12 protein-coding genes and 1 riboswitch are annotated in these 14,766 nt (G+C 46.0%); of the genes, 5 read left to right on the plus strand and 7 right to left on the minus strand.

The genetic code is table 11. The features are described 5' to 3' along the window. Positions 1–8 precede the first annotated feature (8 nt). From opp4B to ACWA2B_RS07475, 4 genes are read left to right on the plus strand one after another with little or no spacing between them, the layout of a single operon-like run. Positions 9–977, plus strand: a complete 969-nt coding sequence (gene opp4B, locus ACWA2B_RS07460; RefSeq protein WP_029514667.1) for an oligopeptide ABC transporter permease — start codon at positions 9–11, stop codon at positions 975–977. A gap of 28 nt (positions 978–1,005) precedes the next feature. Beyond that, positions 1,006–1,914 carry an ABC transporter permease gene (locus ACWA2B_RS07465; protein ID WP_029514668.1) on the plus strand — a complete coding sequence of 303 codons (909 nt, stop codon included), beginning with the start codon at positions 1,006–1,008 and terminating at the stop codon, positions 1,912–1,914. 42 nt (positions 1,915–1,956) lie between these two features. Beyond that, entirely contained in the window at positions 1,957–3,777 is a 1,821-nt protein-coding gene (gene opp4A, locus ACWA2B_RS07470) for an oligopeptide ABC transporter substrate-binding protein (RefSeq protein ID WP_318627675.1), read from the plus strand. A 43-nt stretch (positions 3,778–3,820) separates the two neighbouring features. Then, on the plus strand, positions 3,821–4,780 hold the full coding sequence (locus ACWA2B_RS07475; protein WP_165147906.1) for a LysR family transcriptional regulator: 960 nt from the start codon (positions 3,821–3,823) through the stop codon (positions 4,778–4,780). Between the two features lie 27 nt (positions 4,781–4,807). On the opposite strand, the gene ACWA2B_RS07480 is transcribed toward ACWA2B_RS07475, so the two are convergent. The 4 genes from ACWA2B_RS07480 to ACWA2B_RS07495 all read right to left on the minus strand — a co-directional run bounded on the left by ACWA2B_RS07480 (position 4,808) and on the right by ACWA2B_RS07495 (position 7,836). Then, positions 4,808–5,458, minus strand: coding sequence for an amino acid ABC transporter permease (locus tag ACWA2B_RS07480; RefSeq protein WP_029514671.1), 651 nt, complete (start codon positions 5,456–5,458; stop codon positions 4,808–4,810). Positions 5,459–5,472: 14 nt separating this feature from the next. Continuing rightward, entirely contained in the window at positions 5,473–6,132 is a 660-nt protein-coding gene (locus tag ACWA2B_RS07485; protein WP_023986681.1) for an amino acid ABC transporter permease, read from the minus strand. A 71-nt stretch (positions 6,133–6,203) separates the two neighbouring features. Then, the gene (locus ACWA2B_RS07490) at positions 6,204–7,034 is read right to left on the minus strand and encodes a transporter substrate-binding domain-containing protein (protein WP_069010734.1); all 831 of its coding nucleotides are present in this window, start codon (positions 7,032–7,034) and stop codon (positions 6,204–6,206) included. A 43-nt stretch (positions 7,035–7,077) separates the two neighbouring features. After that, positions 7,078–7,836 carry an amino acid ABC transporter ATP-binding protein gene (locus ACWA2B_RS07495; RefSeq protein ID WP_069010735.1) on the minus strand — a complete coding sequence of 253 codons (759 nt, stop codon included), beginning with the start codon at positions 7,834–7,836 and terminating at the stop codon, positions 7,078–7,080. A gap of 305 nt (positions 7,837–8,141) precedes the next feature. Here ACWA2B_RS07495 and ACWA2B_RS07500 point away from each other — a divergent pair, with 305 nt between their 5' ends. Then, positions 8,142–8,609 carry a cupin domain-containing protein gene (locus tag ACWA2B_RS07500; protein ID WP_029514674.1) on the plus strand — a complete coding sequence of 156 codons (468 nt, stop codon included), beginning with the start codon at positions 8,142–8,144 and terminating at the stop codon, positions 8,607–8,609. An 89-nt stretch (positions 8,610–8,698) separates the two neighbouring features. Here the strand turns inward: ACWA2B_RS07500 and ACWA2B_RS07505 are convergent, their stop codons facing one another. The 3 genes from ACWA2B_RS07505 to ACWA2B_RS07515 all read right to left on the minus strand — a co-directional run bounded on the left by ACWA2B_RS07505 (position 8,699) and on the right by ACWA2B_RS07515 (position 14,197). Beyond that, the gene (locus ACWA2B_RS07505) at positions 8,699–9,364 is read right to left on the minus strand and encodes a class D sortase (RefSeq protein ID WP_069010736.1); all 666 of its coding nucleotides are present in this window, start codon (positions 9,362–9,364) and stop codon (positions 8,699–8,701) included. A gap of 116 nt (positions 9,365–9,480) precedes the next feature. Further along, positions 9,481–12,990, minus strand: coding sequence for a collagen binding domain-containing protein (locus tag ACWA2B_RS07510; RefSeq protein WP_449291866.1), 3,510 nt, complete (start codon positions 12,988–12,990; stop codon positions 9,481–9,483). Between the two features lie 194 nt (positions 12,991–13,184). After that, a riboswitch (cyclic di-GMP riboswitch) is annotated at positions 13,185–13,265 on the minus strand. A gap of 50 nt (positions 13,266–13,315) precedes the next feature. Continuing rightward, positions 13,316–14,197, minus strand: a complete 882-nt coding sequence (locus ACWA2B_RS07515) for an AraC family transcriptional regulator (RefSeq protein ID WP_029514677.1) — start codon at positions 14,195–14,197, stop codon at positions 13,316–13,318. Positions 14,198–14,766: the final 569 nt, after the last annotated feature.

Genomic DNA, 14,766 nt, shown 5'->3' on the forward strand with positions numbered 1-14,766 from the left:
GTACAGAAATGTGGAAATTTACACTGCGTCGGCTACTGGTTATGATCCCTCAACTTTTTGCACTGAGCGTGCTTATATTTTTCCTGGCTAAGGCTATGCCGGGGGATGCCCTGACAGGACTTATTACTTCGACACCCAATCTGAATCCGGCCGCACTGGAAGAGCAGCGACAAAGACTGGGACTGAATGACCCGGTGTGGATGCAGTATGGGAACTGGCTCGTCCAGCTTGCTCACGGGGATCTGGGCAAATCTTATGTACATAAAATTAGCGTTACCGATCTGATTGGCAGCCGTCTGGGGAACACGTTCTTTCTGGGCGTAGTCATTCTGGTTCTGACGTATCTGATCGCCATCCCGCTCGGCGTACTCAGCGGTCGTTATCAGCATAGTCTGCTGGACAAAACTGTAGTGGGCTATACCTATCTCAGCTTTGCGACACCTCTATTTATACTCGCGTTGCTGCTGCTGTATGTATTCGGCTTCAGGCTCGGATGGTTTCCAACCAGCGGCAGTGTGGATGTAGGTGTGGAGCCGGGGGCATGGTCATATTACGTGAACAAGTCGTATCATCTCATTTTACCGGCGGTTACAGGCGCATTGCTCAGTACAACGGCTACGATTCAGTATTTGCGCAATGAGGTCATTGACACAAGACTGAAGGATTTTGTGAAAACAGCGCGTTCCAAAGGGGTGCCCGAAGGTAAAATTTATTCCCGCCATATTTTCAAAAACTCTCTATTGCCGATTGCTGCCTTTTTGGGCTATGACCTGACGGGAGTCATTGCAGGCAACATTTTTCTTGAATCTATTTTCGGTTATCCGGGGTTGGGCCAATTATTTCTTCAGTCCATCACTCAACGGGACTTTTCAGTCGTGAACGCGCTGGTCATGATTTCTGGCTTCTTGGCACTATTAGGGACCCTTTTATCTGATGTCATCCTGAGCAAGGTCGATCCCCGCATTCGAATTGAATAGCGAACAAGTCTAGAGAAAGGGAGGGATTATGGTGTCTATACAGGTGGAGGAGGTCTTCACGCCGGAAATCATTCATAAATCACCATCCAGTTGGTCTGTACTGCGTCGTGAGCTGGTGCGTGACAAAATGGCCTTGGTTTCCATTGGCTTTGTGATTCTGTTCTTGATCTTTATATATGCCTCTGTCCTGTTTGTAAATCAGGATGTAGTCACGACGGTCGATTTGGGCGCGATTCGTGAAGCTCCAGGCTCAGTGCATTGGCTGGGGACAGATCGAGCGGGCAGAGATATTTTCGGCCAACTGGTCATTGGAGCCCGCAATTCCTTCACTATTGGCTTTACGATTACATTGTTATCCGCCGCTATTGGCTTAACATTAGGTTTACTGGCTGGTTTTTATGGGGGAATGGTCGATAACATCATCATGCGAATCATTGATTTTATCCTGGTGCTTCCATTCTTGATGCTGGTTATCGTATTTGTCAGCATTGTACCCAAAAGCGGCATAGGGTCCTTTATTTTTATCATGACTGCCTTTTTATGGATTGGAAAAGCACGCCTGATCCGGGCGAAGGTGTTGTCGGAGCGCGAACTGGATTATGTGCAGGCTTCCAAAACCCTTGGCACACCCAATTGGAAAATCATCTGGTTTGGCGTGCTGCCCAATCTTAGCTCGGTCGTGATCGTCAATCTGACCCTCAGTCTCGCGGGGAATATCGGGATTGAGACCGGGCTTTCTTATCTCGGCTTTGGCTTACCGGAATCTACGCCAAGCTTGGGTACACTGGTGAGTTATGCCAATGACCCGGATGTTTTGCAGAATAGCTGGTGGATGTGGTTACCTGCCTCACTGCTTATTTTGGTGTTAATGCTGGCGATTAACTTTATTGGCCAGGCGCTCAAACGCGCCACGGATGCCAGACAACGATTGGGTTAACTGAAGTTCAAGGATAAGGACAATGACAAGGAGGGATTTACAATGGTTAAACACTGGAAAAAAGGGATTCTGCCTGTTCTATCTGCAATTTTAGTACTTTCATTGGCGGCATGCAGCGGTTCGCCTTCCGCTTCAAATGGAGGGAAATCGTCTGACGGTACAGGCGGCTCAGGGTCCGACAGCAAACAGGTGAATGCGACAGCGCTGGCGAAGGCGGTCAAGAACGATAAGGCACCGATTAAGGGTGGCATCATCAATTATGCACTCGTGTCTGATACCCCCTTTGAAGGCATTCTGAATCCTGTATTTTATGATGGCAATCCTGATTTTGAAGTCTTCCAGTTTTTTTACCCTTCTATGTTTTCGATTGACTCCAATCTGAATATTGACAATAAAGGGGCGGCGACGATTTCCTTTTCCCCAGACAATAAGGCGGTGACTGTGAAAATTGATCCCAAACTGAACTGGACGGATGGTAATCCCGTAACGGCGGAGGACTATGCTTTTTCCTATGAAGTGATCGGTCATAAAGACTACGAAGGTCCGCGTTATGATAGTTTTATGACGAATATTGTGGGTATGGAAGATTATCACTCGGGTAAGGCCAAAACCATTTCTGGCATCAAAGTGCTCAATGAGAAAGAGGTTACCATTCATTTCAAGGAACCTAATCCTTCGGTGAAATCGGGACTTTGGTCTACCCCCCTGGAGAAAAAGGTGTTTCAGAATATCCCTGTGAAAGATATGGCCGGATCAGACCCTGTCCGTAAAAATCCGATTGGCTATGGGCCGTTCAAAATTAAATCCATGGTTACAGGTGAATCTGTGGAATTTGTCAAAAATGAGGATTATTTTCACGGTGTACCCAAGCTGGATGGCCTTCATCTGAAGGTGGTGAACCCGAATGTCATTACCGAGGCGCTGAAAAGTGGAGAAGTCGACTGGGCCAGCTATCCAACCACCCGTTACAATGAGGCCAGCAATCCGAAAAATGTACAGTTTCTCGGTCAGGAGGAATTATCTTATAGCTATGTAGGCTTTAAGATGGGCAAATTCGATCAGGCCAAGAGTCTAAATATCATGGACCCGAACGCCAAGCTGGCGAACAAGTCATTACGTCAGGCCCTCGGCTATGCGCTGAATAACGAGCAGGTTGGCAAGCAGCTCTATCATGGGCTTCGGACTCCTGCGACATCCTTGGTCCCGCCCGCCTTTAAGGGATATCATGATGTGAATGCGAAGGGCATTGCGTATGATCCGGACAAGGCAAAAAAGCTGCTGGACGAGGCAGGGTATGTGGACACCAATGGAGATGGATACCGTGAGGACCCTAAGGGCAAGGAACTGGTGCTCCATTATGCGGCAATGAGCGGGGATGCGACAGCCGAATCGCTGGCGAAGTTTTATTTGCAAAATTGGAAGGATGTCGGGCTTCATGTCGAGCTGGTGGACGGTCGTCTGCTTGAGTTCAATTCTTTCTATGACCGTGTGCAGAAGGATGACCCTGGCATTGATATTTTTGGCGGCGCATGGAGTACAGGTACAGATGTAAACCCTAGTGGGCTGTATGGACGCGGAGCCAGCTTTAACTACTCGCGCTTTACCAGTGAAGAGAATGATAAGCTGTTGCAGGAAGGGGTGTCTGTGAAAGCCTTTGACGACAATTATCGTAAAGATATATACAATCAGTGGCAGGCGTATATGAGCGAGGAGGCACCCATTGTACCGACGTTATTCCGTTACTCGTTGGAGGCAGTGAATAATCGGGTAGCCAATTACGATATTACCCGTGGCAAGGAGTATGATGCAGATACGTTTGCGAATATTACGTTGACTGCGGAAAAAGCAGAAGTAGCCCAATAATCTAAAAAAAGCGCAATAACCTGAAGAAGAAGCGCGAACCGGTTTGATCCGATTTTGCGCTTCTTTTGACCTTTTATGCAATCATTCTGGGGATTCTCGAAGGGAGAGAAGGAAGACGGAGATACGTCAGCTTCAATACTTCATTGCGGTATGCGAGGAACTGCATTTTACGAAAGCTTCGGAAAAGATCGGAATCTCCCAACCCACACTTAGCTTGCAAATTAAGGCGTTGGAAGAGGAATTGGGCATGACTCTTTTTGACCGTGCAGGCAAGAAAATTAAGATGACAGATGCCGGGAAATTGTTGCTGCAACACAGTGCACATGCGCTCAAGGATTTACAGCAAGCAAAGGCTTCCATTGAGGAGTTGCGCACCGAGCAACGCGGGAGTTTGCGGATTGGTATCGCATTACCGGAGCTGGAGGAACCATTACAAGAAATGTTTATCCATTTTCATCAGTCATTTCCTAGAGTCAGCTTGCACATCCATCCATCATTTGATGTCACAGAACAGCTGCTGGATAACCGAGTGGATGTTGGCATCACGCTGCATTCGGGTACGGATGAAAGGCTTGTCCAGCTTCCTCTTCGTACGGAGAACTACTGTCTTGTTGTTCCGGTAGAGCATGTGTTTTCCAACCGTTCTTCCATTACGCTGGACGAATTGAGGCATGTACCCTGGGGGATGCAGCCAGAGTGTCATCCCGGCAGGAAACTGATTGAGAAGTGCTTCCGTGATCACGGGTATCCTTTTGCAACCGTCTTGGAGACCAATTCCATACCTTCCATCCTGCGCTGGGTGCAGGATGGACTTGCCGTAACCCTACAGACGGAGTCCCTTGCAACAGAATTGGATCACTCACAATTTTGCACTGTACCTATTTTGTGCGACGTGCTCCAGGGTCAGCTAGAGCTGGTTTATCGGTCTGGCCGTTATCAGGGAGAAGCGTTGAAGCAATTGATTAAAGAGATACAAGCTGTACTAACCGTGCGTTCCAACTAGTGGCAACCCTGATGAGTATCACGAGCTTTAATGTGTACGAACTTCCAGCCTGCGTGCAATCAGTGACATACTGTAATTGACAGCAAAGTACAGGAAAGCTGCGAACAGCAGGGCTGGAATGACAAAGGATTGATTTTGCCCACCGACAATCTGAATATTATGCGTCAGCTCCGGCAAACTGATAATGACAGCCAGTGAGGTATCCTTGAATAGGGAAATGAACTGGCTGACAATCGGGGGCACCATGCGACGAAGCGCTTGGGGCAGAATGATATGCCATAAGGTTTGAGAATAGCTTAGACCAGAGGAACGTGCGGCTTCCACCTGTCCTTTATGGACCGAATTCAGACCGCTACGCACAATCTCAGCAATCATGGCTCCCTCGAAGATCGACAGGCCTGTAATGGCTGCCCACTTGAGGGAAATGGAAAGACCGATAGATGGTAAAACCATACCGATGAAGAAAATAATGAGCAATAATGGAAGATTACGAATGAGATCAATGATAAAGGCTGCAACCTGTGAAATGACAGGTAAGCGGGTATAGCGCAGAATGCCGAATAAGATACCAAGAGCGAAGCTGAACACGATAGAGTAAATAGCAACCTCCAGCGTGAGCAGGAAGCCCTCCAGTATAAAACGCACATTAGGCCACACAAACAATCCACCGAAATCCATACAGGCTTCCCTCCTTAGGATGTTTTGGACAGACGCCGTTCCATGTACAGTACAAGAAAGCTAAGCGGAACTGTCAAGATAAGATACAACAACGCCGTGATGGCGTAGACTGTGATGGGCAGGAAGGTATCCGAGTTAATGAGGTCCGAGTAATACATGAGGTCCAGCCCGGCCACAATAGCCAGCACGGAAGAGTTTTTGACCAGATTAATGAATTGGTTGCCGATCGCAGGCAGTACAATTTTGATGGCTTGCGGTAAAATAATGCTGATCATCGTCTGGTTGTAACTCAACCCGGAGGACCTTGCCGCTTCAAATTGCCCCTTGGGCACAGATTGAATGCCGGCACGTATGGCTTCAGCAATAAAGGAGGCTGTGTATACGGTCAATCCAAGCGTTCCAGATACGAATCCGTCCAAAGGGATGCCCAAAGTGGGAAGCCCGAGATAAAAAAACAGCACGACGATCAGCAATGGGATATTGCGGATGACCTCTACATAGACGGTACCGATCCAGTTTAGCCATTTAAAAGGCGCAATTCGGAGGATGGCAATAATAGCCCCCAGAATAAAGCTTCCAATCAAGGCAATGACACTAGCTTGAACGGTATGAAGCAAGCCTTCTCTGAAACGGTCGCTATGATCGAAAAGTACGTTGATATCAAAAGTAAGCATCTACAGGTATACCTCCTTATCCAGACTTAAGAAAGGAAGGAGCTCGCAAGCGCGGCTCCTTCACAAGAATACTATTCGGGCTTAACCCCAAGCCATTGCTCGTGGAGCTTATCGTATTCACCGTTGCTTTTCAGTTCCTTGATCGTATCATTAATGGCTTGTAGGAGTTCGGTTTGTCCCTTCTTTACTGCAATGCCGTAAGGTTCCTCTGTGAAGTTCCCGCCTACAAGAATATAATTCGGATCTTGCTTCTGCATGCCGAGCAGAATAGAGTTATCGGTAGTTAACGCTTCTCCTTTACCTGCTTTGAGGGCATTGAAAGCATCCTGATAGTTTTCGAATTCTAATATCGTCGCTTCTGGTGCTTTTTCACGGATATTTTTGGCGGAAGTAGAGCCTTTCACGGCGAGCACCTTGGTATTCGGGGTCAGGGACTCCAGCCCGGTGATGGGGCTCCCCTTTTTCACGAGTAGAGATTGCCCGGCGTTAAAATAGACGTCGCTAAAATCAACCTGCTTTTTACGTTCATCCGAAATGGTCATCGTCGCGATAATGGCGTCGATGTCCCCGTTTTGCAATAAGGTGATTCGTGTTTTGGACGTGACTTCTTTTAGTTCAAGTTTGGTTTCATCGCCAAAAATATGTTTGGCTACAGCCTTGGCGATGTCGATATCAAAGCCTTCTACTTTTCCGCTAGCCGGGTCTTTCAGTCCGAACAGCTTGGTATCGTATTTCACACCAATGACTAGTTTGCCACGCTGTTTGATCGCTTCCAGCCCGTTGGCTGCTGCCGGCTCATTTCCCGACGTTGCCGCTCCTTCTTTGCCTCCGCAGCCTGCCAAGACGAGCAGACAAGATAAAGCTACCAGCACCAAAGTACTCCATTGAAATCTTTTTCTCATCAGAACATTCCCCTTTCGATTTACGCTACATTGGTAAGTCTGTTTAATGATGAATCAGACGGCTCAGGAACAGGCGGGCCCGTTCTTCACCCGGATTCTGAAAAAATTCGGCAGGTTGGCCGTCTTCCAAAATCTGTCCTTTGTCCATAAAAATCACGCGGTCCGCCACTTCACGTGCAAAGCCCATTTCATGAGTGACAATGACCATTGTGATGCCCTGATGGGCGAGCGAGCGCATAACATCCAGTACCTCTCCGATCGTTTCGGGATCAAGAGCTGAGGTAGGCTCGTCAAACAACATAATTTTTGGATTCATCGCGAGCCCGCGGGCGATCGCGACCCGCTGCTGCTGTCCACCAGACAATTGGGCGGGGTAGCTCTGTGCCTTTTCCTCGATTCCGACGCGCTTTAGATAAGTGATGGCTGTTTGAGTAGCTTCTTCTTTCGAGATGCCCAGTACCTTCATAGGTGCCAGTACAATGTTTTCAATTACCTTTTTGTGGGGATACAGATTGAAATGCTGGAACACCATTCCGATATTGCGACGGAAGGCATTAATATCAATCTTTTTGTCATGTACAGGGATCTCGTTAACGATCAGTTCCCCATCCGATATCGTTTCCAGACGATTGATGCAGCGAAGCAGGGTGCTTTTACCCGAGCCGGAGGGACCGATGATGACGACGACCTCGCCCTCCTTAATCTGAAGATTAATGTCTTTGAGTACATGAAAGTGACCGTAATGCTTGTTGACATTGCGAAACTGGATCAGAGAGCTCACCCCTTTTAGGCTTGGATACATAGCTTAGTAGACGGATTGACATGACCAAGCTCTATTAGAATTTAAAAATTTCTCTCATGATACTATAAGCTTACAATAAAAAACAAGATTTTATGTCATAAAACTTCACGTGTAATGTATTTTGGTGTGATTTTTACTAGTGAACTATTATTTATATGATGAAAATGAGTAAACATCCGTATTTTTATGTTATTAAATTTCACATAAATTATTGATCCCCGACAAGCCAAGGGAGAAACGTGACAAAAGCAACGCTATGTTTTACAGTAGGGAAGAAGGAATTTAGGGTAAAGGAAGGTTAGACAATGACGAAAGCTATTTCACCGCTAGTCACGGCATTGGGCATGGAGCCCCATCCAGAAGGCGGCTGGTACAAAGAGATGTGGAAGGCCAATTTTCAAATTCCGAAGCCTGTATTGCCGGATGTATATTCTGGTCCGCGCTTTGCAGCTTCGTCTACGTATTTCTTGCTGCATCCGGGCGAGTTCTCCGAGTGGCACGTGGTCCATTCTGATGAGCTGTGGTTATATCATAGCGGAAGCCCTGTAGAGTTGAAATTGGGTGGAAGCGGAGAAGAGCCTGGTGAAGAAACTGTGATTATTGTTGGTGCAGATGTGGAGGCAGGACAGCATCCACAAGCACTCGTCCCAGGAGCAGTATGGCAAACGGCACGTCCGCTTGGGGATGAGCCCGTACTGGTAACCTGTGTGGTTGCACCAGGATTCCACTTTGATGATTTCAAGTTGATTGCCAAGAATCCAACTGAATCGTAATGTGAACATTGGCGGGTGTATTTCTGTAAATGAACAGGAATGGCCCGCCTGATTTATTTTTACTCATAAAAATAGGCGCTTTAATGGCTTTAGGTGCTTAGTTTGGCCTGAACAATGAGACGATGGGTGGGATTTATGAGAGGGTCACATGTAATCAGGGTGAGCAGCTTTTGTTTTTTGAAGCTTTTCAGAACAGACACGTCCGTAGGATCGACCATCTTCAGGCTATAAACGCTATATACATATTGGTTACCCCGAGTGTTAACAACAATCTTATCCCCGATCTTCAATTCATTTAGACGATTAAATAAACGTCCAGAGGTGCGGGCTCGATGAGCAGCAATGGCGGCATTCCCCGCCTGTCCCAGCGTCCCCGTTTCCGGCATATGTACAGCCGCGTGTCTCATATTTATCCTCGTTGCGCCTTCCAATACAGGGAGCTTTAAAGCAATACGACTTATACTAATAGTGGCTATGGGAGTTTGTTCATTAGCGCTTCCAATGGTAACAGGGGGTGTGGAAGTATTTTGTCGTGCTTCACGAGCCGGGACTTCCGTAAGAGTAGTGGACAAGCGAGCATAGCTGTCCGTAAGACTGGGGGGCCATAGCGCATCGCTTTTTCCTGATGGTAGTTCTGCTGCTTTTAATAGCTTGCTTTGTTCCCGATCCTCATTCCATTCCGTCGCTTTAGGAAACAAAATAAAAAGTAAGCCTAACAAAATAAATACGTAGGAAAGTTTACGCAGACTCAGCAATCTCGCCTCCCCTAAGCAAAGTACGGATTATACATATTTTTTTGAAAAATGCCCCATTCCCGGCTCATTCCAATCGGAAATGGAATGAGGCGAGAGATCAGGGCAGGTGATCCATTTTATTTTTTGTTCGTCCGTGTGAATTTCAACAATACGCCCCACATAACCAACGCTATGCCTGTCAAATAGAACGGAACGGGGCTGCTTTCACCTGTTTGGGGCAACTGATGTACCGCAGGTGGATCCTCTGGCTCTTCTGGCTCTTTCCCGGGAACCTTGACACGGATCTTAGGTTTGGGATCGTCTTTCGAATCCACCGGAGGAGAAGGATCTTGATGAGGCATGACGGCTGGCGGCTCCGGCGGTATAGGTGCAGGTTCCTCCTGTAGAAGGGCTATGTCCTCCGGAGACATTGGCAATGACGGAGGAACGGTTACAGACGGAGTATCGGGTATTTCCGGATCTCTGTCATGTTTCTTACCTGAGCCTCCAGACGGGGGTGACGGGTCTGGATGAGTAGGCGTTCCTGGTTCGTTTTTCTTTTCTTTACGGTTGGTGATCACAATCTTTTTTACACCAGAGCTTTGTCGCAGTGTTGCGTCTATTTTGATCTCAAGCTTGCTCTCGGTGATTTTATAGCCCTCCGGTGCTGCCAATTCCTCCAAGATGTAATCGTCATGAAGCAAGGAGGAAAAGATGATTTTGCCTTCCTGATTGGTGGTCTGAATGAGAGGGGCTCTTTTTTGACCTTTATCATAGAGTGCAAACTGTGCGCCAGGCAGTACCTTCTCAGGCATATCCTGGTCTACCTTGGTCAACTCAAGACTTTCGGTCACACCCCCGCCGGAACCGGAGCCGGAAGACGTTCGTACAATGATTTCCTGGCTGGTTTCCCGTATCTCTGTCGTCAAGCGATCCCCCTCAAAGGCAACCTTATTACTCACTTTGGCTTTGTCCTCAGCATGAATGAATGATTGGTATTCAAGAATAAAAGCAGAGGAAATATCCTTGGCAAAAGCAAGTTCAAAAGTTTGCTGGCCTTGAGCATCTGTTTTGATATACAGCTTGTAATCTTGGTTTCTAATCAACTCGGTGCCCTTGGTGGTATTTCCGTTGGCAGCGATGATTGTAGAGTACAAATGAAAGGAATCCTCGATTAAGATTTGATTGCTGCTAGGCTGATCTATAATTTTAGCGTTGGATACATGTGACTGTCCTTCATTGATGCGGATGCTCCAGTCGATCTTATTTCCATTTTGTGTACCGACTTTAGATACATATTCTCCACCATGAGGTACCGTGACTTGCGCTGCCCATTTGGAGACTGTTTTTTGTCCATCCAGTAGAAGGGCTTGATTATGAATTTCCTTGTCAATCAGTTCTCCTTCCAATGAAGTTTGAAAGGTAATCCAGTAGGGAGTCTGTATCTGCTCCTTGAACTGGATACGCAATTCATTCCCATTTTGCTCGGAGGGAGGGATAATGGTGTATTGATCTGCCGGGATTTCAGCCCCTTTTTGTACGCCATCCCACCATCCCAGCAAGGTCATATCGTGTACTTTCACGGAGCCGGGCAGTAACTTCTGACCTTGCAGCAAGGGGTCTCTCACTTCCGCGTGGTTTAGGATCTTGCGATTGTAGTTGGCTTTAATGTCCCAGGTAATGAGCTTGGAGGTCGCATTATAGCTTCCTTGCTTGGCACCGTTTCGTTGTGTCATAAAGTCCGGCCAGATCGGGCACTCCACGGCATGCGATGATGTTTCTCCGTCTTCAAACTGGTATTCTATAATGGATTTATTACGAAACTCAGGCTTCGTCGTATCCGTTTTCCAGTCATTGTTATAGGTGGTTGAATACTTGATCGTATAAGCTTTATGAATGGTTTTATGAAATTTGAGCGTAAATCCTTGTTTATAGTCCTGTGATAGCGGAATCAGCTCATAATCCGTGGGGGCACGTAGCTCCGTTGTTCCGTCAACAGTTTGAATTTTCAGGGTGTCCGGCAACAAGGCCAAGCCCCCGTTTGGAAACACATCGTGAATGACAATATTTTTCATGGTGTACAAGTCTGTATTAATGGTAATCACCCAAGGTATGATTTTGGTGTTGTAATTGGGTGTGTCATACATTTTAGTCATAACTCCGCTTGTGATTTCTGTCGATACGATCTTCTGGATTCCATCTGAGGTTATGATGTTTATAACTTTTCCATTTTCATAGACACGGCCTCTGGCTTGAGTCTGGTATCGGATGGTATAGGCTGAATCTACGTCAAAGTTAAATTGAAGTTTGAAGCCGTTGCGGTCCGGATAATCAACTGGGATGACAGTATACGCCCACGATGGGAGTTCCTCCAGCGTGTTTCCTTTAAATACTTTCAAGGAACCGGGTAGCAATTCTTGAGTTTTGTTGAAATGATCAATTAAAAGAGCTTTGGCTTCGGGGATTTTTGTCTCGCCGAAGTTGTATCGTATGGCCCACGAGAGTGTTTGTGTGGCATGATCATATTTTTCAACCTTTTTGGACAAAAACTCACCACGTTCTACCTGAACAGTACCGGTAGCAGCAACGTTCTCTATCGCATCTCCTGAAAGCGTTGCTGTGTTGGAAAAACGAGTTTCGTCGCCAGTAATGCGCGTGGAATATTGAATCTGGTAGGCCGTGTTCATGCTATCGTCTTGAAAACGAATCACAAACCCTGTCCCGGCCTGATCTGCTTCAATGGCATATTCACTCGCATTTACTAGGTCTCGAACAACGGTCGATCCGTCGATATTGACTTGGAGATGATAGAGCCGGATAGAGTCTCTTCTGAGTTCCAGTCCTAAAGGAATTGGATCGGTGATGAAGGCATGCTTTACGGTGTTTAGCTGTTTGTTCACATCAATGGTCCAGTCGATCTGATTTGTGCCAGCTAGTTTCCCTTGTTTGCTTAGGGACGGCCCTGACTGGGGCTTTACATTCACGATGACCGTTTGCACCCCGCCTTTGATCGGAATCGCAATGATGACCTCTGTACTACCTTTCACTATTTCTTTTGTAAACTCGGTTTTGATTTGCAGTTTGCCGCTGACATTGGAATGAGTCTCTACATATGGGTTAAAGGTCATGATCACCTTGCCCTGACGATCTACTGTGAAGTATCCCACGGTTCCGTCGGTAGTGACTAACGGAGATGAGATATCAGTGTAGATGACAAACTGTTCTGGTAAGTGAAAGGTGAAAGTGTCTCCTGACTTATAGGTATTGTCAGGAAGCTCCCATTCATAGCCTAGTTGGATGGCTGATCCGATGTCGAATTGGCTGTCGGGACTATATACTGCATCAATGACATGCCCTGATTCGTCGGTCAGGCTCAACTTCGTTAGTATGCTCTGCGGAGTTGCATCATGTTGAGATTTTGAACTGACTGCTCCTTGAACGAAGGGGGGCGTATTTGAAGGAATCTCCCTGGGAGGTTCAAGGTTTGGGACACCGTATACAGTATCCGTAACGGTATGTGTAGGATCGGATACAGCACTCTGCGGCAGTTCTGGGGCTGGAGCATCTGCGTAAGCCAGTGTTGCGTTGAAAAAGCTTTGGACAATGAGCAATAAGGCAATGATCATTACATTTATTTTTGTTCTCATGCTCCAAGTGATTCTCCTATTCATCGTAATATGGCAATGCTTCGTTCGAAATTAGTATATTCAGCATGCTAGGCTGACATGACTATCCCAATAGAAAAAAAGCCCTGATCATAGCGATCAGGGCTTTTTTCGAGATAGGCATAGCAAATTGTGGTGGATCTATGTAAAAAAGGGCATAATAAAAAGCTCGTTCATCTGGTAGCTGGCTGCCATCCGGATAGGAAGGCCCTATAGTTTTGCGTCACTGCCTTTCGACAGCTTTGCCATTAACTTGAATAGCTTGTGCGTCTATCATCTATCAAACTGGTTTCATGTAACCTCTCATTTACAGCTTGGAACGGTTCCCCCACTTCTTGCGGAAGGAATGAGGTGTTTCTCCTACATGCTCCTTGAACAGGTTAATAAAATGGCTCGTATTGGGAATACCTACGTACCTTGCGATATCCACAATGGACATGTCACTGGTTTTAAGCCAGCTTTGAGCGGCCGTGATACGGACATTAATGAGATAATCAATCGGAGAGAAACCGATCTGCTTTTTGAAATTTTTAGCCAAATTAAACTTGTTTAATTCAAACATGTCTGCCAGCGAGTCCAGTGTTATTCGCTCACAGTAGGACTGATCCAAATATTGCTGTACCCGACGTACTTCGCTGAGGGTTTCAGCATTCACATGCTGGTGATCATAGGGATGCTGCAAGATGCACATCAGTATTTCACCAATGAGCCTGGACGTTAGCAGTTCAGCGGAAAGACTTCTGTCAGACTGCCCACAAATCAGAGCATGCAGTTTGTCCAATATAATATACGGATTATGCATGGATATTACCGGTTTATTATGCTTGGCAAATTGTTCGTAAAAGTTTCCGATCAGGTTGCCGTACAGGTATAAGCTGATAAACTCCCAGGCTTCATGACCGGAGGTGCTATATTGCACATACTCCTCACAATTAATAAAAAACAAATCATGAGGCTTTAAAATATATTTCTTGTCCCGGTATAGTAATTCTCCCTTACCAGACAACGTAAAAACAAGCAAAAAAGAGGCGAGTTCTTTTCTTTCCACCGTAAAAGCAGAAGTTTTTTGGAAGTAGCCTAATTCCTGAATATATAAAAGGGATTGCTTGGCAAAAGCGGAGGGAGTGCGCACAATTACGACAGGTTCGCCGTTCCAGAGGCCCTCGTTGTTTTTTTGGTCTGTTGTCATATTCAATTCCTTTACAAAGAAGCAATTTTATCTAGCTTATCTTGGTTTGATTTAACCAATATATAATGGCTGATTAAACATGATTTACTATATATAAAAGTTTATTTTATCACATGAAATATGTCTATATATCAAAATATGTTTGTAAGTTTTATAGAAGCCTCGCTCTTATGGACATCTAACCTGATCGTCCGTATAAAAGGTCGAATATTGTTGAAAGAATTCTGAGGTCATCATGGATTCAAATCCTTTCTGGGGTCAAAGATAGAATTAGTGCTGAAAAAGATATCTTACATGCCCATTCAACTTTTCCCTTCACTTCTCCTTTCGGTTTAAGAAATTTAGGACTTGGTTCTGATAAAATGGTTCGTAAGGCTTATTATTAAAAATGAGATTTTGGGCCTAGTGTTGTGATTTAGTTCACGAACATGAATGTAAAAAAGAGAGATATATGCATAAAAAATTACGCAAAAAGTGGCCTTACGCGTTTCATCAAGAGTGCTTTCAACTTTGGAAATGACACGGGCAATGATATGATGGGTAATACAGGTATAGTGCTTTACTTACTC

The organism is Paenibacillus sp. CMM36 (assembly GCF_053570945.1).